This window comes from Psychrobacillus sp. FSL K6-4615 (assembly GCF_038008225.1).
Classification (GTDB): domain Bacteria; phylum Bacillota; class Bacilli; order Bacillales_A; family Planococcaceae; genus Psychrobacillus; species Psychrobacillus psychrotolerans.
This window is the reverse complement of the sequence record NZ_JBBOYQ010000001.1, coordinates 3,321,669-3,343,652: the sequence shown is the minus strand read 5'-3', so window position 1 is coordinate 3,343,652 and position 21,984 is coordinate 3,321,669. Positions and strand designations below refer to the sequence as shown.

At 36.1% G+C, this 21,984-nt stretch carries 22 protein-coding genes; 15 read left to right on the top strand and 7 right to left on the bottom strand.

Annotation, left to right across the window (positions count from 1 at the left end):
- Nucleotides 1-38: 38 nt before the first annotated feature.
- Nucleotides 39-881 carry a TetR/AcrR family transcriptional regulator gene (locus MKX53_RS16730; RefSeq protein ID WP_340763839.1) on the bottom strand — a complete coding sequence of 281 codons (843 nt, stop codon included), beginning with the start codon at nt 879-881 and terminating at the stop codon, nt 39-41.
- A gap of 99 nt (nt 882-980) precedes the next feature.
- Here MKX53_RS16730 and MKX53_RS16725 point away from each other — a divergent pair, with 99 nt between their 5' ends.
- Nucleotides 981-4,070, top strand: a complete 3,090-nt coding sequence (locus MKX53_RS16725) for an efflux RND transporter permease subunit (RefSeq protein ID WP_340912710.1) — start codon at nt 981-983, stop codon at nt 4,068-4,070.
- 270 nt (nt 4,071-4,340) lie between these two features.
- Here MKX53_RS16725 and MKX53_RS16720 read toward each other — a convergent pair whose 3' ends face one another.
- The gene (locus MKX53_RS16720; protein WP_340912708.1) at nt 4,341-5,387 is read right to left on the bottom strand and encodes a DUF4097 family beta strand repeat-containing protein; all 1,047 of its coding nucleotides are present in this window, start codon (nt 5,385-5,387) and stop codon (nt 4,341-4,343) included.
- Nucleotides 5,380-5,703, bottom strand: coding sequence for a PadR family transcriptional regulator (locus MKX53_RS16715; protein WP_093537455.1), 324 nt, complete (start codon nt 5,701-5,703; stop codon nt 5,380-5,382). The genes MKX53_RS16720 and MKX53_RS16715 overlap by 8 nt, the downstream gene beginning before the upstream one ends.
- 152 nt (nt 5,704-5,855) lie before the next feature.
- Between MKX53_RS16715 and MKX53_RS16710 the strand changes: the two genes are divergently transcribed.
- Both MKX53_RS16710 and MKX53_RS16705 read left to right on the top strand, forming a co-directional pair.
- A complete protein-coding gene (locus MKX53_RS16710; protein WP_093537456.1) occupies nt 5,856-6,185 on the top strand; it encodes an MGMT family protein in 330 nt (109 codons plus the stop codon).
- Nucleotides 6,186-6,206: 21 nt separating this feature from the next.
- Nucleotides 6,207-6,635 (top strand): NUDIX hydrolase, encoded by a 429-nt coding sequence (locus tag MKX53_RS16705; protein WP_340912707.1) that lies wholly within the window; start codon nt 6,207-6,209, stop codon nt 6,633-6,635.
- Nucleotides 6,636-6,910: 275 nt separating this feature from the next.
- Here the strand turns inward: MKX53_RS16705 and MKX53_RS16700 are convergent, their stop codons facing one another.
- Entirely contained in the window at nt 6,911-7,666 is a 756-nt protein-coding gene (locus MKX53_RS16700) for a MerR family transcriptional regulator (protein ID WP_340912705.1), read from the bottom strand.
- Nucleotides 7,667-7,781: 115 nt separating this feature from the next.
- On the opposite strand from MKX53_RS16700, the gene MKX53_RS16695 reads away from it, so the two are divergent.
- Complete coding sequence (locus MKX53_RS16695) at nt 7,782-8,372, top strand: histidine phosphatase family protein (RefSeq protein WP_340912702.1); 591 nt, start codon at nt 7,782-7,784, stop codon at nt 8,370-8,372.
- Nucleotides 8,373-8,419: 47 nt separating this feature from the next.
- On the opposite strand, the gene MKX53_RS16690 is transcribed toward MKX53_RS16695, so the two are convergent.
- A complete protein-coding gene (locus MKX53_RS16690; protein WP_175496279.1) occupies nt 8,420-8,578 on the bottom strand; it encodes a hypothetical protein in 159 nt (52 codons plus the stop codon).
- A 146-nt stretch (nt 8,579-8,724) separates the two neighbouring features.
- Here MKX53_RS16690 and nagZ point away from each other — a divergent pair, with 146 nt between their 5' ends.
- Together nagZ and MKX53_RS16680 are read left to right on the top strand one after the other, a co-directional pair.
- The gene (gene nagZ, locus MKX53_RS16685; protein WP_340912700.1) at nt 8,725-10,368 is read left to right on the top strand and encodes a beta-N-acetylhexosaminidase; all 1,644 of its coding nucleotides are present in this window, start codon (nt 8,725-8,727) and stop codon (nt 10,366-10,368) included.
- A gap of 4 nt (nt 10,369-10,372) precedes the next feature.
- Complete coding sequence (locus MKX53_RS16680) at nt 10,373-11,149, top strand: alpha/beta fold hydrolase (RefSeq protein WP_340912696.1); 777 nt, start codon at nt 10,373-10,375, stop codon at nt 11,147-11,149.
- An 81-nt stretch (nt 11,150-11,230) separates the two neighbouring features.
- Here the strand turns inward: MKX53_RS16680 and MKX53_RS16675 are convergent, their stop codons facing one another.
- A complete protein-coding gene (locus MKX53_RS16675) occupies nt 11,231-11,938 on the bottom strand; it encodes a DUF421 domain-containing protein (protein WP_340912694.1) in 708 nt (235 codons plus the stop codon).
- Nucleotides 11,939-12,082: 144 nt separating this feature from the next.
- Here MKX53_RS16675 and MKX53_RS16670 point away from each other — a divergent pair, with 144 nt between their 5' ends.
- On the top strand, nt 12,083-13,291 hold the full coding sequence (locus MKX53_RS16670) for an MFS transporter (RefSeq protein WP_093537462.1): 1,209 nt from the start codon (nt 12,083-12,085) through the stop codon (nt 13,289-13,291).
- 46 nt (nt 13,292-13,337) lie between these two features.
- Here MKX53_RS16670 and MKX53_RS16665 read toward each other — a convergent pair whose 3' ends face one another.
- Nucleotides 13,338-14,021, bottom strand: coding sequence for a histidine kinase (locus MKX53_RS16665; protein ID WP_093537463.1), 684 nt, complete (start codon nt 14,019-14,021; stop codon nt 13,338-13,340).
- A gap of 341 nt (nt 14,022-14,362) precedes the next feature.
- Between MKX53_RS16665 and MKX53_RS16660 the strand changes: the two genes are divergently transcribed.
- The 8 genes from MKX53_RS16660 to brnQ all read left to right on the top strand — a co-directional run bounded on the left by MKX53_RS16660 (nt 14,363) and on the right by brnQ (nt 21,903).
- Nucleotides 14,363-16,774 (top strand): Na+/H+ antiporter subunit A, encoded by a 2,412-nt coding sequence (locus MKX53_RS16660; RefSeq protein ID WP_340912692.1) that lies wholly within the window; start codon nt 14,363-14,365, stop codon nt 16,772-16,774.
- A complete protein-coding gene (locus MKX53_RS16655; RefSeq protein ID WP_093537465.1) occupies nt 16,761-17,186 on the top strand; it encodes a Na(+)/H(+) antiporter subunit B in 426 nt (141 codons plus the stop codon). Before MKX53_RS16660 ends, MKX53_RS16655 begins: the two co-directional genes overlap by 14 nt.
- A gap of 3 nt (nt 17,187-17,189) precedes the next feature.
- Nucleotides 17,190-17,528, top strand: coding sequence for a Na(+)/H(+) antiporter subunit C (locus MKX53_RS16650; RefSeq protein WP_093537466.1), 339 nt, complete (start codon nt 17,190-17,192; stop codon nt 17,526-17,528).
- Nucleotides 17,521-19,005, top strand: coding sequence for a Na+/H+ antiporter subunit D (locus tag MKX53_RS16645; RefSeq protein WP_340912690.1), 1,485 nt, complete (start codon nt 17,521-17,523; stop codon nt 19,003-19,005). The genes MKX53_RS16650 and MKX53_RS16645 overlap by 8 nt, the downstream gene beginning before the upstream one ends.
- A 17-nt stretch (nt 19,006-19,022) precedes the next feature.
- Complete coding sequence (locus tag MKX53_RS16640; protein ID WP_093537595.1) at nt 19,023-19,505, top strand: Na+/H+ antiporter subunit E; 483 nt, start codon at nt 19,023-19,025, stop codon at nt 19,503-19,505.
- Nucleotides 19,505-19,789: a Na(+)/H(+) antiporter subunit F1 gene (locus MKX53_RS16635; RefSeq protein ID WP_093537468.1), complete on the top strand. Its 285-nt coding sequence runs from the start codon at nt 19,505-19,507 to the stop codon at nt 19,787-19,789. The genes MKX53_RS16640 and MKX53_RS16635 overlap by 1 nt, the downstream gene beginning before the upstream one ends.
- Nucleotides 19,767-20,126 carry a Na+/H+ antiporter subunit G gene (locus tag MKX53_RS16630; protein WP_093537469.1) on the top strand — a complete coding sequence of 120 codons (360 nt, stop codon included), beginning with the start codon at nt 19,767-19,769 and terminating at the stop codon, nt 20,124-20,126. Before MKX53_RS16635 ends, MKX53_RS16630 begins: the two co-directional genes overlap by 23 nt.
- Nucleotides 20,127-20,547: 421 nt before the next feature.
- Entirely contained in the window at nt 20,548-21,903 is a 1,356-nt protein-coding gene (gene brnQ / locus MKX53_RS16625; RefSeq protein ID WP_340912688.1) for a branched-chain amino acid transport system II carrier protein, read from the top strand.
- Nucleotides 21,904-21,984: the final 81 nt, after the last annotated feature.

The window sequence follows — 21,984 nt, the reverse complement described above, 5'->3', positions numbered from 1 at the left end:
TCAGTACGAACCTTGTAATAATCTCCAATAAAGCATGCTTATTTAATAGAGTTTAACTTTAAATAATTACGGAGCAAAAATGCAATCCATTTACAATTAGGGTAATCTTGAATATTTTTTAACAGGCCTTCTACTAGGGCGGGACTAAGAGAGGGCTCCAATAAATGCTGTTTTAACAAACTCAGAGACTCTTGTTCAAGTGGTTCTTCCGCTTCATTTAAACTTTGTTCTAGAACTTCTAACAATTGATCGTTTGTAATTTCTGTTTTAGACAACCGTCTGAGCTGAAAAATTTCTTTAGTGACAAATGGAATGGTGACCTCGGATGCAAGTAAATTTGTTTTTTCAACTAAAGATTGTGCAAGTTGTTCCAAATCTACCGGAACATTGTTGAATAATATCAACTCTGAATAGATACTTATAAAACCTTTAATACAATAGACTAAATCATATTTGGTATTTTCGATTCTTTCTCCAAATAACTTTTCTGTCATGGTTAGGATAGTTTTCTCTAATAACTTATCATAATCATGAAACTTTAATACAAGCTCGCTATTAAAAGAATGTGACTGCTCCTTCATTAAAATTTTAGCGAAATTTGAATGTTTTTGGGAGGCTTGAAACATTGTAAAGTAAAAATTATATAATGATAATTCATTATTTTGCATGTTAGTGACCTGGTAGTCAGTATTTGAAATCATTTGACTCATAAATTGATCGATTAATGCTACTATCAATTCGTCTTTCGATTTAAAAGACAAATAAAATGCTCCTTTAGAAATACCGCAACGTTCTGTAATTTGTTGAACAGAGGTTGGTTCGAATCCTTGTTCTGCAAAAAGCTCTAATGCTCTTTCCATAATTAACTGTTTTTTACCCATTTAAAACAATCGCTCCTAGTTCATATTGTTGACAACTGACTAATTAGTCATTATTATAAGTAATTGAGAAATTAAAGTCAATTAGGGGTAGGTGTAAGTGTGAAAGGTTTAGTCAACTTTGTTCTTCAAAATAAATTAGCGGTATGGTTACTAACAATTATTATTACTGTATCGGGTATTTATTCTGGAACACGTATGAACATGGAAACAATTCCAGATATTTCCATTCCATATTTAATGGTTATGGATGTCTATCCAGGTGCAACACCTGAGCAGGTTATGGAAGACGTATCCATGCCTTTAGAAAAAGCAGTAGAAAACCTTGCAGGAGTAAAATCTGTATATTCAAATTCGAACTCTAATATGGCTAGTATTCAATTAGAGTACGAGTATGGCGAAGATATGGACGAAGCAAATCGAGCTTTAAAATCTGCATTGGAAGCTGTTAAATTACCAGAAGGTGCACAGGAGCCAATCGTCACTGCTATTAGCTTGAATATGATGCCTGTTGTGGCGTTAAGCGTTAGTAGTAAATCAGAGGACATTGTAGAGTTAACATCTACAGTTTCAGAGCTTTTAGTTCCTAAAATCGAGAAAATCGATGGAGTAGCCTCTGCAACTATTGCAGGTCAGCATATCGAGGAAGTTGAGCTTACGTATAATGAAGCAAAAATGACTGAGTTGGGTTTAAAAACAGACGACGTCAAGCAAATGATTCAAGCAAGTGATTTAGCTGTTTCACTAGGCCTTTATGAATTTGAAGAAGGCGAAGAAGCTATTTCAGTAGATGGTAAATTCATGACTTCAGATGAGTTAAAAGAAATGCTGATCCCAGTAACACCATCAGCAACAAATCCATCTCCATTTGTGAAACTTAGTGATATTGCTACTATTGAAGAAGTAGGTAGAGTTCAATCTGTATCCCGTACAAACGGAGAAGATGCAATTTCTGTTCAGATTGTTAAAGGGCAGGAAGCAAATACAGTTGATGTTGTTAATAGCGTGAAAGAACTGATTAAAGAAGAACAAAAAAATATTGATGGTCTTGTTATTGATATATCGTTAGACCAAGGTGAACCAATTGAAGAGTCAGTCTTTACAATGATTGAAAAAGCTTTATTTGGTGGATTGATCGCTGTATTAATCATATTACTGTTTTTACGTGATTTTAAATCTACGGTAATTTCAATCATATCTATACCAGTGTCTATATTCATGGCATTACTATTATTGAACTGGATGGATATTACGTTAAATATTATGACCCTCGGAGCTATTACAGTTGCGATAGGACGGGTAATAGATGACTCCATTGTAGTAGTGGAAAATATTTATCGTCGTATTCACTTAAAAGATGAGAAGTTATCAGGTCGTGCACTTGTACGTGAAGCGACTATTGAAATGTTCAAACCAATACTATCTTCTACCTTAGTTACGATTGCAGTGTTCGCACCGTTACTATTTGTTGGTGGCATGGTCGGAGAATTGTTCTTACCTTTCGCATTAACGATGTCGTTTGCACTTTTGGCATCTTTACTTGTGGCAATTACAATCGTTCCAGCATTGTCTCACTTCTTATTTAAGAAGAAATTATATGGTGAGAAGAAAGAAAGTAATCATAAAGAGGCTGGTAAGCTAGCAAATGGTTATAAGCGTATATTGGAATGGACGCTAAACCATAAAGTAATTACTTCAATTGTTTCTATCGTTTTACTGGCTGGAAGTATAGCATTAACTCCATTAATCGGTTTTAGCTTCTTAGGAAGTGAAGAAGAAAAGGTTATGTATTTAACATATACACCAGAAGCTGGTGAATTAAAAGATGATACATTAGCAAACGTTGCTGCAGTAGAAGAAGAGTTATTAAAGCGTAAAGATATCGATATTCTTCAACTGTCTGTAACAGATAGCGATAGTATAGATCCAGCGGCTGCGATGATGGGTGGCGGAGCGGGTGGTGCATTAATGTACCTTATCTTCGATCCAGAAATGGAAGATTTCCCAGGAGCTCGTGAAGAAATTGAAGAATACGTATTTAATCTTGAGCAATCAGGCGAGTGGAAGAGCCAAAACTTCTCCGCTATGTCAATGTCTTCAAATGAAGTTAGCTACACATTCTACAGTGAAGATTTAAACAAATTAGATGAAGCTGTAAAAATGGTAGAAGATGTAATGAGTAAAAATGACGGTTTAGAAGACGTTTCTTCTAGTACTGAAGATGCTTATGTTGAATATACATTCAAAGTAGAACAGGATGAATTACTACAATATGGCTTAACGACAGGCCAAATTGTCATGATGTTAAGTCCAACAAATACAAAAGATGTATTGACGACTATTGAAAAAGAAGGCAATACATTAGATGTAATAGTTCAACAAGAAAAAGCAGAACAACCAAAGTCTGTAGATGATATTTTAGCTACAGAAATTCCTACAGCATTGGGAACAACAATGCCTCTTTCTGAGCTTGTAACAGTAGAAGAAGGAACAACGCTTAATACGCTTGCACGTAGTAAAGGGGAGTATTATGCAACTGTAGCAGGAACAATCCTTGGAGATGATATCTCAGTCGCAACATCTGAAGTAGATAAAGCAATTGATAAATTAGACTTACCTAAGGGTGTTGAAGTTGGTGTTGCTGGTGTAGCAGCTGACATGGAAGAAACGTTTACACAACTTGGAATTGCAATGCTTGCGGCTATCGCAATTGTTTACTTTATCTTAGTTGTAACATTCCGTGAGGGTGTAGCACCGTTTGCTATCCTATTCTCTTTACCGTTTGCAGTTATCGGATCATTCGTTGGGTTATTGATCGCAGGAGAAACTATTTCTGTATCGGTAATGATGGGTATGCTCATGTTAATAGGAATCGTAGTAACAAATGCAATTGTATTAGTGGACCGAATCATTCATATGGAACGTGATGGTATGAGTATGCGTGATGCAATTCTGGAAGCTGGGGCAACTCGTCTTCGTCCAATTTTAATGACAGCAATCGCAACGATTGGTGCATTAATACCGTTAGCAATAGGTTCAGGTGGCGGTGGATTAATCTCGAAAGGTCTTGGTATTACGGTAATCGGTGGTTTAACAAGTTCAACGTTATTAACATTAATTGTTGTACCAATCGTTTATGAGATTTTATCGAAACTATTCAAGAAAAACCGTAAAGAAGTAGAAGAAAACTAACAAGAAATGCACAAGCGCCTTTGCAAGCCCCGCAAGTCTGAAGCGACTCGAGGGGCTAGGCGCTGAAGTCAGGACAAATAGAAAAGTTTTATTTCAAAGTCCTTCAAGACATTCGTTGTCTTGAAGGGTTTTTTCATTAAAAATTGTCTTTAGCTGGAATGTTGAACAGTTTAGTTGGGGAAATGATCTTGTTAGTTAGAATCGTTTAATACTTCCAATATATAAAAGGAGGAGAATCCATGACGTTAGTCACGAATCTCCTCCTTTTGTTCATTCAAACACAGGTACTTTCTTCTTCTCAACTATTATTTTTCCGTTATCTGAAGAAAGGCGTACTTTGTTTGCACCTGCACCAAATACAGTGCGAGAATTTTTTTCGCCGAACACACTTATTTTGCCATAATCCACTTTTGTATGAATCGATACATTTGTAGGATCTGTTTCTGTTTCTACTAATATACTTCCGTTATCCGTTTCCAAATCAATCATTCGATCCAAGCTAGTAGTTAATAGCTCGATTCTACCATTATCTGTTTTTCCAGTAATACTGCCGTTAACATATTGCATCATAATTCTACCGTTATCGGTCTCCGTGTGAACTTGCTCCGCATCAATATTTTGAAGTTCTATTCTGCCGTTATCCGTTTCAGCGGTAAGTTTATCAGCTTGAATTTTCTCCATCTCAATCCGTCCATTGTCCGTTTCTGCTTCTAGAATAGTTGCAGCAAATTCTTTCAGTCCAATACTGCCGTTATCTGATGTTATCTTAATATTCTTCCCGAGTATTTTTTCTGCGCGAATACGACCATTATCGGTTTTCATGATTACAGTCGTATACAGTTTTTTAGGTAGAGCAACGTTTACTCTCAGTTCTTTTATTAAGAATATAAAACTAAAAAATTTATACTTTTTAGTTTTTAACCGAATCGATAATGTGTCGTTTACTACTTCAGCTGTCAATTGTAATTTGTCGTTTTCTCCCACTAACTCGATAGTTGCTTCCTCAGTATCTGAAGAGGTCACGTGTAATGAACCGAAGTCGATATCCATCATTACATTCGAGAAATTTGCATGAGGTACTTTAATGATTTTATTGCTCGGTGTAATTTTATCTGGAATTTGAATTTGGTTTTCGGAAAGCTCCTCTGCAATTTCTTTTGGAGATCCTAAAGAAGCTGCGATTTCCCTATCAGATTTTCCATCTTCTCTTCCATTCGAGAAATACTCTTTAATATCAGAAAGAATATCGTTTCTTTCCTCAGCAGGTAAGCTTGTTAATGCAAGTTCTAATTCATATAAAAATTGTTGCTCAGTCATTTTTTACACCCTCTTCAATTAGATTATTTACACCGTTAGTAAAACTTTGCCATTCTATTATTTGTTCATGTAGGTAGGAGCGACCTAAGTCAGTTAGCTTGTAATATTTACGAGGGGGTCCTTCTGTGGACTCTTGTAAATACGTTGTAAAATAGCCTTCCTTCGTCAATCGTCTTAACAATGGGTAGACAGATCCTTCCGATATTGAGATTTGATCGGATATTTTTTGAACTAGCTCATATCCATACCGATCTTGCTTATCCAATAAAACAAGCACACATAAATTTAATACTCCTTTTTTAAATTGAATATTCATCTTTTCTTTCCCCCCTGACACTACTAGTTAATGTGCAGTACCTTGGATAGAATATAACATACGGTATTATCTTATGCAAGGTACTAGACTAAATATAGTTATAATTTTATAAATTGTCAGTTATAATAAGTTGAAATGAAAGGAGTTGCATGATGAATCCTTTTACTGAAAAAGCAATTCAAATTATAAAGTCTATCCCGCAAGGAAAGGTAATGACGTATGGCCAGATTGCAAAAGTTGCAGGAAGTCCTAGAGGAGCAAGACAGGTAGTTCGCGTTTTACACTCCATGAGCGCCAATTATAATCTTCCTTGGCATCGTGTTATTAATGCAAAAGGAGAGATTGTGATAGCTGATGAAGAATCGGCCTACTCACAAAAAGCCATGTTAAAAGAAGAAGGGGTCAAATTCCTTGCCAATGGACGTGTGGATTTGAAGGAATCTCGTTATGATCTTAATGTAGCGGAGGAAGATTGGATATAAGAGAGAGGGGAGTGAATGCTAATGTTTAGCTGGAAAGGTGCGGCTGGTATTTGTGTAAATGAACAGAAGGAAGTGTTGATGGTACTTCAAGCGGCTCCAGGAGAAGAGAAGAAATGGACAGTTCCGTCTGGGACGCTTGAAGAGGATGAAACGATAGAAGAATGCTGTATAAGGGAATTTGTAGAGGAAACGGGTTTTGTAGTAAAAACATTGGATAAAATACATAACAAAAATGGTGTTATAAGTGAACATGGGATTTCCTATTCTGTAGAATACTTTTTAGTAGAGATTATAAGTGGAGAAATTACGATGCAGGATCCAGATGAGTTTATTCATGACATTGCTTGGAAGTCACTGGAGGAAATTCAAACCTTGGATTTAGCGTATCCAGAGGATATCCACATAATAGAGAAAGTAATAAAAAACGAGATGGATGAACTTCCAAACTAAAAGGAGGTTGGATAGTATTAAAATTGGATTAATAATTATCTGGGCTGTTGTTTTTCTATATTTATTAAATAACCTCGATATAGAGAAAAGTTTGTTCAATTATATCATAGCTTTCTTTTTGTTACTGGTTGGTGTTTATGGTATAGATAAGTTATTCAGAGGATATCCACATTGTTCGAAAAGTAATAAAACGTAGGTACGAGAAAACTACCCATACAAGCCGATTGGTTTAAATAACTAACAGTGGGGATAAATAAACCCCACTGTTTGAAGTTTTACTTTATATAAATTACAATTGCATCTCGTAAAAATTTAGTTGCACCTGGATGTACTTTATCGTAATAAGCTGTAAAACGTTCATCTGCGACATACATTTCAGCTAGGCCAGCGTGAGCTTCTTTAGAGTACTGATCCCAGTAAAAGCAAAGCCACTGTTTATGATAATCTGCTGCCTTTTGAGCTAGTTCCCCGGCAGGATCTCCGCTTTTCATAGCAGCTTTTAAGTTGGTAAACAGTTGCTCCTCTAACTTCTGTACTTCTGCATACTGCTCTTCGGTCATGTTTTTTACTTTTGCATTAGATGAGCTTACAGCATTTTCTCCGTATTTTTTTCGTATTTCTTTTCCGTATTTTTCCTCATTTTCATCGATCAGCTTTTGTTTAAAGCCTTCAAATTTTTCTTTATCTGTCATGTTTGCCTTCCTTTCCGTATGTTCAATCGATTTATCCACATTGTTGATAAGTGCGTCTAATTGTGCTCTTTTTTCTAGTAATTTCTCCCGATGTTGTTTAAGTGCAGTAGTTCCATCGAATGTAGGGGAATTTAGGATTGCTTTAATAGTATCTAAACTTACATCAAGTTCGCGATAAAATAGAATTTGCTGCAGACGATTTACTTCAGTAGCCCCGTATATACGGTAGCCGGATGAATTGATACGTGCGGGTTTAAGCAGACCAATTTCATCATAATACCGAAGTGTCCTAGTACTAATACCAGCAAGCTGCCCAAGCGTTTGTACTGTGTATTCCACTTCATTACCTCCTCATACATTTAGCTTAAACCTTGACGTTGCGTGAAGGTCAAGCGATATTTGTTCAACTATTTTACTTTGAGTATAATGAAACAATAAGTAAGGGGGAAATTTCATGACAACGATAGGGTTTGTAAGACATGGCGTTACGGCTTGGAACAAAGAAGGTAGAGCGCAGGGAAACACAGATATACCGTTAGATGAGGAAGGAATACATATGGCGGAGCGCGCAGCAACAAGAATACAGAACGAGGAGTGGGACGTTATATATACAAGTCCGCTCATCCGTGCGAAAAAAACAGCTGAAATTATTGCGCAGAAATATCCAAGAGTCGACTTTTACGAAGATAAACGCTTAGGGGAAATTGGCGGAGGTATTATAGAAGGTACGACTGAAGAGGAACGGATTGCAAAGTGGGGACCGGCCTGGAGGGATTTAGAACTGGGGTTTGAAGCGGAAGATGTAATTATATCTCGTGGAATGTCCTTTATAGAAGAAATAAAGAAAAAACATTTAGGTCAAAGAGTACTTGTAGTTAGTCATGGAGGCTTTATCAGTAGATTATTATACACTTTAGTTCCAGATGGTGAATTTTCTCGGGATATCGGTAACACTGCCATTACAATTGTAGAACTCAAGGACGACGTAAATGTTTGTCATTTATACAATTGTATGAAGCATTTAGAGGTGAAGGAAGTACGATAATAGGAAACGCCCTTTAGTACTTACTACTGAAGGGCGTTTTAGGTTATTTATTTGTCTTTTTCTAATTGTTCAATTGGGTCAGGATTCTTATTAGCAGAAAGGTTAGTTAAGTCGACTAGCCCTATAACAGAATTACCTTCCTCTGTTTCTGCTGGTCCGCAAATACCCGTTTCTATATCACATATCATAGCATCTTTAATCGACATAACTATTCCTCTTTTCTAGTTTTAGTATTTATCTAGTACTATATTGGAGAAATACAAATATATCAAACATAATGCAGTTAAATTAACGATATATTGGTTAGGCTTATGGAAGTAGAGATTACATCATCATTTGTTTGGAGGTTTTTATGATGACGAAGAAAGTGTTAATACTTCTTCTGTTCTTTTTGGTAATTGCCGTATTTGTAATGCTTAAAGAATCTAAGGAGGAGAACAAAATTCAAGAGGACGTGTCATTGGAGGTGTCTTCGGATACGGTATCCATTGTCTCCCTATTGTTCGAACTAGCGGAGAAAGGGCAAACGATTAATACGCCTTTTATCATAGGAGAAACCAACATTCAAAAAGTGCGTGAACTCTGGGGAGCCCCAGAGCGAAAAGGTAAGAATGGTAGAGCTATTTATGAAGAATTTTTGTTAAACGATGTAACGGTTGGTCATCAATCCGAGATTGTGTTTGATATACGGTCTAGTTCCACCGAGATCCAACAAATACATCTGGAAGATATTATAGCTATTAAAGGTGAGCCTGACGATATTAGAAGCTATAAAGACGATCAAGTAGATCAAACGATACTTATATATAACGTCACTGAAGACTTTCAAATGAAATGGATATTGCCGAAGCCATCGAAAGAAAATCCTAATCCAACTGTTCATCACATTTCCGTATTCACGGAAGTGAAAGAAGGTAAAGAAGTCTCTTTATCCGATTTAAGTCTAGAAGAAAAAGTGGGTCAAATGATATTTGCAGGTATAAAAGGGAAAGTCATGACCAATGAAACAGAGAAAATTATATCTACACATCAAGTCGGCGGTATTATTTTGTTCAAGGACAATTTAAAGAAAGCCAATCAATCAGTTACTTTACTAAACGCCATCAAACAAGAAAACTCTAATAATAAAGTGCCATTATTTTTAGGGATTGATGAAGAAGGTGGGAGAATATCGAGGCTGCCAGAGTTAACTAAACTACCAACAAACGAAGAAATTGGATTTCGAAATGACGCATCATTTTCTTATGGCATCGGAAAGCTTTTAGGAAAACAACTAAGTGCATTTGGCTTTAACTTAGATTTTGCACCTGTTCTTGATATAAATAGCAATCCAGAAAATCCTATAATTGGAGACCGTTCCTTTGGCAAAGATGCTCAGAAGGTAAGTGAATTAGGTATACAAACGATGGAAGGTATTCAGAGCGAGCAAGTCATTCCTGTTATAAAGCATTTCCCAGGGCATGGGGATACTGCAGTAGATTCCCACAAAGAGCTTCCAATCATTCAAAAGAGTTTAAAGGATTTACAGGGCTTAGAGTTAATACCTTTTAAAAAAGCTATAAATCAAGGGACAGAAGTTGTAATGACAGGTCATATTTTGCTACCTAAAATTGACCCTACATATCCGGCATCTTTATCTGAGAAGATTATTAAGGGTATTTTGAGGAAACAATTAGGTTACGAGGGGATTATTATCACAGATGATATGACGATGAAAGCAATCGTAAATACATTTGAGATAGGAGAAGCAGCAGTATCCGCAGTTAAAGCTGGAAATGACATTGTGTTAGTAGCCCATGACTATGCAAATGTTATTAAAGCGAAAGATGCAATTCTCCAAGCGGTAAAAACAGGAGAAATTTCCGAACAAAGAATTGATGAAAGTGTGAACAGAATTCTTTCTATAAAAAAGAAATATAATTTGAGTAATACACAACTAGATGGGGTAAACATTCAAGAGTTGAACCAATCGATTAATGAGATACTAGGGAGATGACTTTATGAAGACTACTAATTCAAACATTGCTTATATAGAAGAAGGTCAAGGAGAAGTATTACTATTTATCCATGGGTTTTGTGGAAGCTCTGAATATTGGAATGAAGTAATCCACGAACTTTCTACTGATTATAGAGTAATTGCTATTGACCTTCCTGGTCATGGAGAATCGAAGAATCATGATGGTGTGCTAGATATTGACCAATATGCATCCGTTATAAAGAGTTTCTTAGAAGAACTGAAAATAGAGAAGGTGACGATGTTTGGCCATTCACTCGGAGGTTATATTACACTGGCATTCGCAGAAAGCTATAGTCAATATTTAAACGGCTTTTCATTGATTCATTCCACAGGTTTTCCGGATTCGGAAGAAGCGAAGAAAGGGAGAACTGCTTCAGCAGGTAAAATAGACAAAGATGGTATCGATCCTTTCGTAGATGGTCTGGTTCCGAAGCTGTTTGCCCCAGAAAATGTAGAAACTCATAGACACTCTCTTACAAAGGTAAAGAAGATTGGCTACGAAACTAGTCCAGAAGGGGCAAAAGACGCACTTAACGCGATGAAAGTAAGGAAGGATCGTACTGAAGTTTTGGCGAATACTAAGTTACCCGTACTATTAATAGCTGGTGAAAGTGATCAACTTATTCCTGCTGACAAGACATTTACAGCAAGTGGCGAAAACTTCAAACATGTAGTTATAAAGGGTGCAGGTCATATGAGTATGTATGAGGCACCAGAAAAGTTGAGTAGTGCCATTCTAAGTTATTTAAATCAAGCGTAATAAAGAGAAACGACAACAAGTGATTATGTCACTTGTTGTCGTTTCTTTTAAAACATTTACTAATGACGTATGAAGATTATTTTATATGCCATTATCTTTTAAGCTAATATACAACGAGCCATTTGTTTGTATCTGTGCATAAAACACGTCACTTACCGAGTCAACCCCATGCTTTTTCAGTTTCTTCATAACCCACTCTTCGGTTAAATCTAATTCTTGTAGATTCTTTTGTACAATTTTGCCGTCCGCTATAATTTCAGAGGGTATGAATAAAGGAAGAGTAAGAGGTACTTTTACATCCTGCTTGGTTGCTCCCTGCTGACCAACCTTTTTCATGACGCTAAGTTGACCGTTTGTTTCAAGGACAGCATAATGTACATCTTGGATAGAAAAAATAGATTGCTCTCTTAGCAGCATTAGTAAATCGTCCATATGTAAACGTGCTGAGTTTAAAGACTTCACACTGATTTCACCATCTTTTATGATAATGGTAGGTTCATCATCAATCATTGTTCGAACTTTAGGGATTTTCAATGATACATAACTCATTAACCAAGTAAGTAATGTCCACCAAATAAGTGAAATCAACCCATCAAGAAAAGGTGTTTCATGTTGAGAGGCAATTTCTGCGGCAATAGAACCAACTGTTATACCGGTGATATAGTGGAAAAATGTGAGTTGACTCAGTTGTTTCTTTCCTAATATTCTTGCTAATATCAGCAAAGCAATAAAGGAAAGAGTGGATCTCAAAATCATTTCCCAAAAATTCATCTCGAAAAAGGTATCCATATTTTCTCTTTAACCTCATTTCATGTTCAACTTAGAACTTAGTGTTTCCATGAATTAAGTCGTTATTCCACTCATTATTAATTAATTTGTCAAATTTACGCTATAATAACTTTATTCGTTAATATGAAGAAAGAATGTGAGTGTATGGCTAAAGAGAAACATAAAATGGGCAATCCAGTTTATCCTATAATGTTCGCAATAGGTGTGTGTCATCTATTTAATGATACGTTGCAGGCAGTAATTCCTGCGATGTTTCCTGTATTGGAATTAGAATTAGGGCTTACATTTACCCAATTAGGGCTCATTTCATTCGCATTAAATATTGTTGCCTCGCTCCTCCAACCGGTTGTAGGGTACATAAGTGATAAAAAACCGATGCCTTATGCATTGCCACTTGGAATGATGAGCTCCTTTGTTGGAATGGCAGGATTAGCACTAGCACCACAATATTGGATGATTCTCGTATCGGTCATATTTTTGGGATTGGGTTCAGCAGTATTTCACCCAGAAGGTTCGCGGGTGTCCTTTATGGCAGCGGGTTCAAAGCGAGGTCTCTCACAATCGATTTATCAAGTGGGAGGAAATTCTGGACAAGCTCTTGCGCCACTTATTAGTGCTTTTATATTAGTACCTTTAGGTCAAAAAGGAGCAGCACTTTTTTTGGTAGTTGCGGCAGTAGGGATATTTCTTTTGTCGAAGATTTCTGCTTGGTATAAAAAACAGTTGGAGGAAGAGAAACTTTCCAACCGAAAGAGAACGCTTCTTTCTTCACTCCCTGCACTAACTAAAAAACAAATTGGTGTGGCTTTGGCGCTTCTTATGGTAATAATTTTTGCGCGATCTTTTTATGTGACCAATATGACCAACTTTTATATTTTCCATTTGATGAAGAACTATGGCATGACCATTAAAGAAGGGCAGTTAATTATCTTTGTTTTCCTTGCATTAGGAGCTGTTGGGACATTATTTGGTGGACCAATGGCAGATCGGATGGGTAGACGCAATGTCATTATTTTGTCGATGGCCGTCCCTATTCCATTATGTTTACTCCTGCCTTATGTACCTGTTTGGGCAATTATATTATTACTTATTGCGATTGGATTTTTCATCATGCTAAGCTTCTCTGTTACTGTAGTCTACGCACAGGAGCTAGTGCCGAGTAAAATAGGTACGATGGCTGGTTTAACTGTAGGCCTGGCATTTGGTATGGGGGCAATAGGAGCAGTAGTAATTGGTATATTGATGGATTATATAGGCGTTTATACGACGATGATTGTCGTATCTACATTGCCCATAATAGGATTAGTGGCTTTGGCGTTACCGAAGGACCGAAAAATAACGATGTCCAGTTAAAGTGCTTTCTAACAACAATAAAAAGGAAACTCTAAGAGTTTCCTTTTTATCTTGCTTTTAAGCTGCAACTGTCTGGAACTTGAGTTGGGTCAGTAACAAGATTTTCTTGTATATGAACTTGATGCATTTTGTTATTATGCATAAATTTGAAAATGCCATTATCAAAATCAGTTCCAATTTCTTTGAAGAAAATTCCTTCTTGGCACATATTCTTCGCACAAGTGAAAGAAACTTTGTAAGACTCTCCGTCTGTAACCAGATAAGCACGGACTCCTTTTTCAAAGATGCCATCTTCTTCATCTTTAATGTAGCGAGCCACTGAAACCACATGGAAATCAACAAAAGGAATTTCTTTTAATAAGACATTCATGAAGGATCCCTTTGTTATTTCTTCCCATCTACTTTGTGCAGTTTGTCCTATTATAATTTGAGTTATATTTAATCCATGAGCAACTTCTTGAATAACTTTTGGTGAAGGACGTTTCTCGTTGTCACGAATGATAAATTCTTCCACTTCTAACTCTTCAGCTAAAGCTTTCCAATGTTCAATATACCCGGATTTCTCAGCATTGAATGCATCATATGGAAGTGGATCAACTGTTAGAATATAGAGTGGACAATCTAACATACTTGCCATCTTATGTCCTCTTCTAATAAGTCGTTCTCCATTTGGTCCGTAGTATACGCAGACAAGTATACTCTCATCCATTCGACCTTTTACGCGTTTCACGGTTGTACACACCTCTTTTTTGTATTCCTATATATATTTTTCGAGTAATTTTATCGGGTTAGATTATATGCTTCAAAACACTAAAAGTGCGTTGTACGTTACATTCATGTATAATTATTAAGTGCATGTATAGTAACATAACTACTTCAATTCTATACATAATATGCTTCAAGTATTTTTACAAGCAAGTTAAATATCCTAAATACTAATGTATTTTGAAGGGTCTCATATGGAATCCTATTATGCTACTAGTTGTTAGGATAGTCAAGCTTATAGTTAGAAAAAGTATTTCCCCCCCACACTCAATCCTAATTCTTGCTTAACCAATAGGAGGTTAAAATTTGTTTTCTATAAATTTAGTAATATTAATCCCATTTATCGTGGCCGCGCTTCTACCTTTTACATACAGGCGATTTAAAAAGGCTCACCTTGGATGGTTTGTGTTAATTGTACCTTTTGTTTTATTCGTCATACTTGCTAGGCTAATTCCCTCGGTAGCAAGTGGTAAAACTTATGTCCATACATATGAATGGATTCCCACATTAGATTTCAACTTCACGACGTATTTAGATGGATTAAGTATGATTTTCGCTCTCTTAATTACGGGTGTTGGAAGTTTAGTTATTTTATATTCCATTTTTTATCTTTCATCTAAAGAATCCTTACAACACTTTTATTGTTATTTATTATTATTTATGGGAGCCATGCTTGGAGTTGTCTTTTCTGATAACTTAATGGTGTTATATGTTTTTTGGGAATTAACAAGTGTTTCCTCATTCCTGTTAATCGCTTTTTGGAATCATCGACAAGCATCGAGATACGGTGCACAAAAAGCAATGTTAATCACAGTAAGCGGTGGAATTGCTATGTTAGTTGGATTTATCATGCTACATACAATGACTGGTTCTTTCAGTATTCGAGAAATAATTGCAAGTATAAGTGAGTTTAGTGACCACTCTTTGTTCATACCTGCGATGATTTTAATATTGCTAGGAGCTTTTACGAAATCAGCACAATTTCCTTTCCATATTTGGTTACCGGATGCCATGGAGGCGCCAACACCCGTTAGTGCTTACTTACACTCGGCTACGATGGTTAAGGCTGGTATATATTTGGTGGCTCGTTTCACACCAGTTTTTGGAGCTGATGAAGTTTGGTTTTGGGTAGTGAGTATAGTCGGGATGATTACTCTATTTTGGGGTTCTTTTAATGCAGTGAAACAAACTGATCTGAAAGCATTACTAGCTTTTTCTACTATTAGTCAGCTAGGACTCATCATGAGTTTGCTTGGTTTAGGTTCAATAGCATTGCAGTTTGGCTATTCGGCGGATTCAGTACTGTACACGCAAGCAACATTTGCTGCTTTATTTCACTTGATAAATCACTCAACCTTTAAGGGTGCATTGTTCATGGTAGTAGGAATTCTCGATCACGAGTTAGGAACAAGGGATGTTCGAAGACTTGGTGGATTAATGACATTAATGCCTTTTACATTTACGGTAGCATTAATAGGAAGTTTGTCGATGGCTGGTTTACCGCCATTTAATGGATTCCTAAGTAAAGAAATGTTCTTTGCGGCAACTGTTCATATTATGAATGTGGATATCTTTGATCTATCATCTTTTGGAATTATATTCCCTGTTGTAGCTTGGATCGCTAGTGTGTTTACATTTGTATATTGTATGATAATTATTTTTAAAGCATTTCTTGGGAAACCTCAGCCAGAGAAACTGGACAAACCTATTCACGAAGCTCCAATTGGAATGTTAATATCTCCAATGATTCTTGCCGCTTTAGTTATTGGTATATTCCTTTTTCCAAATCTATTAGGTCAATATATATTGCAACCTGCGATGAGTAGTATTTATCCTACTTTTGGAGATTCAGCAGATTTAACTCCAAAAATATCGGCTTGGCATGGAGTAAATCCTGAGTTACTCATGACTATTGGAGTTATTATAGTAGGTGCAATTCTCTTTAAAATTCTTAAATTGTGGAAACCAATCTATGGATTGTTTTCTTCGCGATTTACATTTAATGCACTTTATAGTAACTTTTTGGCTTCTGCAGTGAGCAAATCTAATCTCATTACTAATCGATATATGAACGGATTATTACGACATTATTTACTATATATATTCGTATTCTTTATAGTGACCGTAGGTGGTTACTTGTTTTATTCAAAAGCGTTTGCATTTGATATTTCAACAAATGCAGGGTTTAGAGTGTATGAAGTGTGCTTAGTGGCTATTATGGCGGTTGCTGCAGTATCAATGCTATTTGCAAAATCACGTATGACAGCGACCTTATTGAATGGAGTATTAGGATACTCTATCGCTATCTTTTTTGTTATTTTCCGAGCACCAGATTTAGCTTTAACTCAGTTAGTCGTAGAATCTGTAACTACTGCCTTATTCCTATTAGCTTTTTCTCACTTGCCAGATTGGAAGAAGGAAAAGCTTTCCAAACGTACAAAAGGGATCAATGGAATAATATCTGTGGCAGTGGGCTTAGTAGTTGTTTTAGTAGGATTCTCAGTTGTAGATTTCAATCAATTTGATCCAATTTCAAGTTACTTTGAGAATGCTTATGAACTAGCTGGAGGAGCCAATATTGTAAATGCTATATTGGGAGATTTCCGTGGCTTTGATACGATGCTTGAGGTGGTAGTCCTATTTATAGCAGGTTTAGGTGTGTACTCCATGATAAAGCTTAGAGCAAAAAAGGAGGATGAAAACATTGAAGATCAATGATGTCATACTCCGGACAATTAGTAGGATTGTTGTATTTATCATTTTGACATTTGGTGTGTATTTATTTCTTTCAGGTCATAATACACCCGGTGGCGGATTTATAGGTGGACTAGTGTTAGCAAGTGCCATTGTACTCCTATACTTGTCTACAGATATTGAAACAGTACAGAAGAGTCTTCCGTTAGATTTTAAATATGTTGCAGCAGTTGGTGTATTACTCGCAACAGCCACAGGCTTTGGGTCTATATTATTTGGAGTTCCATTTATGTCCCAAACCTTTGCCTATTTTGATTTACCGATTTTCGGTGTAACAGAACTGACAACGGTGACCATATTTGAAGCAGGTGTAGCTTTAACAGTTGTCGGTGTATTAGTAACGATTATTTTAAGCATAAGTGAGGATGGTGGATAACGAATGGAAACATTAATAATTATGTTAATAGGGATTCTAGTTGCGGTTGCCACATATCTAATCCTCTCCAGAAATATAATTCGGATAATTTTAGGGACAGCTGTGTTTTCACATGCCGTCCATTTGCTCATATTAACAATGGGAGGGTTAAAGCAAGGTAACGTTCCCTTACTGAAGGAAGCAGATGCACCATATGCAGATGCTTTACCACAAGCATTAATATTAACTGCTATCGTGATTAGCTTTGCAGTAACAGCTTTCATACTTGTACTAGCCTACCGTACCTATCAGGATGTGGGTACGGAAGATCTCGATGAATTGAGAGGGGCAAAAAATGAATAATTTAATTGTATTACCGTTGATCATTCCAATTATGGTTGGAATTATTTTAGTGTTTTTAAGACCATATGTGAAATTACAACGTGCAATTAGTTTAATAACGATGATTGGTATTGCTGTGGTAAGTATATTTACTTTAAATAGAATTCAGACAGATGGAATTATTCGACTAGATTTTGCAGGATGGCAACCTCCCTTTGGAATACTATTTGTCGCAGATTCCTTTGCGATGTTACTAGTACTTACGGCGAGTATAGTTACAGCAATCTGTCTAATCCACGCATTTTCTTCTATAGGAGAAAGATATGAAAAAATGTACTTCTATCCATTTGTCTTATTTTTAGTTGCAGGAGTTAATGGTTCGTTTTTAACAGGCGATTTGTTTAACTTATTTGTTTGTTTCGAAGTAATGTTATTAGCTTCATATGTATTAATCACTTTAGGTGGGACCAAGCCTCAGCTAAGAGAATCGATTAAGTATGTAGTGATAAATATTCTAGCTTCATGGTTCTTCTTAGTAGCTCTTGCCTATTTGTATGGTACGGTTGGTACTTTAAATATGGCTCATATATCAGAAAGGGTGGCGGAGGCAGGGCAGGGACCTCTACTTACTACCATTAGTATTTTGTTTTTAATTGTCTTTAGTTTAAAAGCGGGATTATTATTATTCTTTTGGCTCCCTGGATCTTATTCTGTGCCACCGACTGCAGTTGCTGCTTTGTTTGGAGCTTTACTGACAAAGGTGGGGATATATGCACTCTTTCGTACATTCACACTCATCTTCTACCATGACCCATTAATATCCCAAACACTGATTGGGATAATGGCAGGAATTACACTAATTGTGGGATGTATCGGAGCCATTGCTTTTAAGGATGTCCGTTTAATCGTTTCTTATAATGTAGTAATTGCTGTTGGGTTTATACTAATTGGCCTGGCGGTTGGAACGGAAACGTCTATTGCAGGGTCTATTTACTATATAATTCATGACATGATTGCAAAAGCAATGTTATTTTTGCTAGCTGGTACAATGATTTATTTGACTGGAAAGTCTAAAATTGATGAAATGAGTGGACTCATACGAAATTATCCTCTATTTGGATGGATGTTCTTCCTTGTCACTTGTTCATTGGCAGGTATTCCACCGTTAAGTGGGTTTGTGGGTAAGATATTAGTTGGACAAGGTGCTATTGAATCAGGATCTTACGTACTTCTAACGCTAGCATTTCTCTCGAGTATTGTTGTGTTATATTCACTTCTTAGAATTTTCTTAAATACAATATTTGGGGAAACTATTATTAGTCTAGAAGATGAAAAACCAATGAAAATGGGAATGATTATCCCAATCGTTTTGTTGGGAATAGCGACGATTTCCTTAGGTTTAGGAGCAGAGTTTCTATCCGGTTATGTAGCGGATGCAGCTCATACTCTATCTAATCCATCTGTATATATTGATGCAGTAATGGGAGGGGATAAGTAATGGGAGAGGTGAGAAATATGCCTGCACAATTTTTACTAAACCTATTCATTGCATTTTTGTGGACAACGTTACAGGACGAAGATGAACTGAGACTAACGACGTTTTTTAGTGGTTTCATCGTAGGTATCTTCATCATCTTCTTAATGCATCGCTTTTTTGGAACCCAGTTTTATTTGAAGAGATTATTCTCGGTTATTAAGTTAGTTTTCATATTTATATCCGAGTTAGCTCAGTCTAGTTTGTTGATAAGTAAGCAAATATTAAATCCTCGCTGGGATTTAAAGCCAGGGATTTTCACTTATAAGACAGAACTTAAAGGGGACTGGGAAATTACCACGTTAGCAATGTTGTTAACCTTAACTCCAGGATCTGTTGTGATGGAAGTTAACCCAGAAGGAAATATGTTTTATATACATGCAATGGATATAGAGCAGTCTAAAGCGGATGTATTGCGATCGATTACTAAATTTGAAAAAGCAATTATGGAGGTGACCCGCTAATGGTAGAAAAAATACTATTGATCTCATTAACTCTATTTGCAGTTTCTATTGCAATTGCTCTTTTTCGAATCATTAAAGGTCCTTCTATGCCAGATAGAGCAGTAGCATTGGATATGATTGGCGTAAATTTAATATCGATGATCGCTATTATTTCAATTGTCTTGAAGACTAAGGCTTTTTTAGAGGCCATTCTTATACTTGGTATACTTGCTTTCATAAGTACAATTGCCATTTCTAAGTATATTGAAAGGGGCGCTATCATTGAACATAAGTCAGATAATTGAGTACGTTGCGGTAATTATCATTTTTTTGGGAAGTGTCATGAGTGTAATTAGTGCTTTCGGTATTATACGTCTTCCAGATGTCTATACTCGCTCACATGCAGCTACTAAAAGCTCAACTGTAGCAGTACTATTATCTCTAACTGGTGCCTTTATATACTTTTGGGTTAGTGAGAACTTAATAAGCGTTCGTCTAATACTCGGTATATTATTTGTGTTTTTAACTGCTCCTGTATCAGGGCACTTGCTTACCCGGGCAGCGTATCGATCTAAAGTAAAGTTAACGGAAAATTCTTCTGATGATGCTTTAAAAGAGGTATTGTTCCCTGAGGATAAATAGTAAAAGCTATGCAGTGGGAGAGTTCTCCGATTGCATAGCTTTTTTAGTAAGACAATAGATTTGGAGTTTGAAAATTGTGTGGTGTACACCCGAAAAAATATGGTAATTATTGTTAATGTTTCCGGAGGGAAAGTAATTTCATAATCAAGAGTCAAGTGAGCGATTCGTTGATATACAAGGAATCTATAGCCAAAACTTCTCATTGAAAATATTATTACCTAAATAAATTAATTTGTTTAAATAAAATAAATGTTCAATTAATTTTGAGTAATATATTGCATTCTACCAATTTACATAGTATTATCAACATTGATATATTGCATACTTACGTGATTAGAACTAATCATTTGTATTGCATTCATAACAAAACATCCAGAAAACAAAAGAAATGATTATTTCTTATCACAGGGGGAACAACAAAATGAAAAATAAATTGTCATTTTCTAATCATTTAGTGATTGGAGTTATGCTGTTTGCATTATTTTTTGGAGCAGGGAATTTAATTTTTCCAGCAAGTTTAGGACAAAATGCCGGGACACAAGTTTGGATAGCAATCACTGGATTTTTACTAACAGGAATTGGCTTACCGTTTTTAGGAACTTTAGCAATGGGATTTTCGGGAAGTAAAAACTTGCAAGAGCTTTCTAGTAGAGTCCATCCTGTCTTTGCAGTTATCTTCACTTCAATACTATACTTAACAATAGGACCATTCTTTGCTCTACCACGAACAGGTGCTGTTTCATTTGAAATTGGAATTTTACCATTTATGAGTCAAGATAATGCACAAATTGGTTTATTGATATTTACAATTCTTTTCTTCGGACTTACGTTACTACTGTCATTGAATCCAACTAAAATTGTGGACAATGTTGGGAAATATCTTTCTCCAGGAATAATAATAGGATTGTTCTTCTTATTGATATTTGTAATTATTAAGCCAATGGGTAGCTTCGAAGCGCCGCAAGGGAATTACGTATCAAATGCATTTATGACCGGGTTTACGGAAGGTTATAATACGATGGATGCATTAGCCTCGTTGGTATTTGGTATTATCGTTATTCAAGCAATTCGATCTATGGGCGTAACATCAACTAAGGGGATTTTAGTTGCCACTGCCAAATCAGGTGGGATTGCCATTTTGTTTTTAGGTTTAATCTATGCTGGCATCGCCTACTTAGGGGCTACTAGTGTGAACGAATATGGTCTATTTGCTAATGGGGGGCCTGTATTAAGTGCTGCATCAGAGCATTACTTTGGCGCATTTGGTGCTATACTTTTATCCGTAATTATTTTCTTAGCTTGTTTAACTACAAGTATCGGGTTAACTACTGCATGTGGTGAATACTTCCACACATTAATGCCTAAGATTAGTTATAAAGCATTTGTTATTTTCTTTAGTATATTTACATGTATTATTGCAAACTTTGGATTATCTAATATTATTACGTATTCTATTCCTGTATTAATGTTATTGTATCCATTAGCAATAGTGCTTATTTTCTTAACTTTCCTATCGCCACTATTTAATCATGCGAGAATTGTATATGTTAGTGTAATGTTCGTCACGTTCTTAATAAGTATTGTAGATGGCTTCAAAGCTCTTTGCGGCTCATTAGACATTGAGTATTATGGATGGCTACAACCAATCGTAGATTTTTACGAGAACGTATTACCATTTTATAGTGTTGGTTTAGGATGGTTAATACCATTTGTAATAGTAACGCTAGTGACAGGTGTCATCGCAAGGTTTGAAAAAACGGAAGTAAAATCAGTTTAAGCATGATAAAAGGTGATCAAAAAAGTTGTGAACAACAACTCTTCTGGTCACTTTTTCTGTTTCCAACCGAAAAAAAGGGCT

Excerpts from the sequence above, each read along its gene's own strand:
- MKX53_RS16640 (WP_093537595.1), top strand. The coding sequence starts at position 19,023 with ATGCCTGCACAATTTTTACTAAACCTATTCATTGCATTTTTGTGGACA.
- MKX53_RS16670 (WP_093537462.1), top strand. The coding sequence starts at position 12,083 with ATGGCTAAAGAGAAACATAAAATGGGCAATCCAGTTTATCCTATAATG.
- MKX53_RS16675 (WP_340912694.1), bottom strand. The coding sequence starts at position 11,938 with ATGGATACCTTTTTCGAGATGAATTTTTGGGAAATGATTTTGAGATCC.
- MKX53_RS16720 (WP_340912708.1), bottom strand. The coding sequence starts at position 5,387 with ATGACTGAGCAACAATTTTTATATGAATTAGAACTTGCATTAACAAGC.
- brnQ (WP_340912688.1), top strand. The coding sequence starts at position 20,548 with ATGAAAAATAAATTGTCATTTTCTAATCATTTAGTGATTGGAGTTATG.
- MKX53_RS16705 (WP_340912707.1), top strand. The coding sequence starts at position 6,207 with ATGTTTAGCTGGAAAGGTGCGGCTGGTATTTGTGTAAATGAACAGAAG.
- MKX53_RS16715 (WP_093537455.1), bottom strand. The coding sequence starts at position 5,703 with ATGAATATTCAATTTAAAAAAGGAGTATTAAATTTATGTGTGCTTGTT.
- MKX53_RS16730 (WP_340763839.1), bottom strand. The coding sequence starts at position 881 with ATGGGTAAAAAACAGTTAATTATGGAAAGAGCATTAGAGCTTTTTGCA.
- MKX53_RS16680 (WP_340912696.1), top strand. The coding sequence starts at position 10,373 with ATGAAGACTACTAATTCAAACATTGCTTATATAGAAGAAGGTCAAGGA.
- MKX53_RS16650 (WP_093537466.1), top strand. The coding sequence starts at position 17,190 with ATGGAAACATTAATAATTATGTTAATAGGGATTCTAGTTGCGGTTGCC.
- MKX53_RS16635 (WP_093537468.1), top strand. The coding sequence starts at position 19,505 with ATGGTAGAAAAAATACTATTGATCTCATTAACTCTATTTGCAGTTTCT.
- nagZ (WP_340912700.1), top strand. The coding sequence starts at position 8,725 with ATGATGACGAAGAAAGTGTTAATACTTCTTCTGTTCTTTTTGGTAATT.
- MKX53_RS16695 (WP_340912702.1), top strand. The coding sequence starts at position 7,782 with ATGACAACGATAGGGTTTGTAAGACATGGCGTTACGGCTTGGAACAAA.
- MKX53_RS16690 (WP_175496279.1), bottom strand. The coding sequence starts at position 8,578 with ATGTCGATTAAAGATGCTATGATATGTGATATAGAAACGGGTATTTGC.
- MKX53_RS16645 (WP_340912690.1), top strand. The coding sequence starts at position 17,521 with ATGAATAATTTAATTGTATTACCGTTGATCATTCCAATTATGGTTGGA.
- MKX53_RS16710 (WP_093537456.1), top strand. The coding sequence starts at position 5,856 with ATGAATCCTTTTACTGAAAAAGCAATTCAAATTATAAAGTCTATCCCG.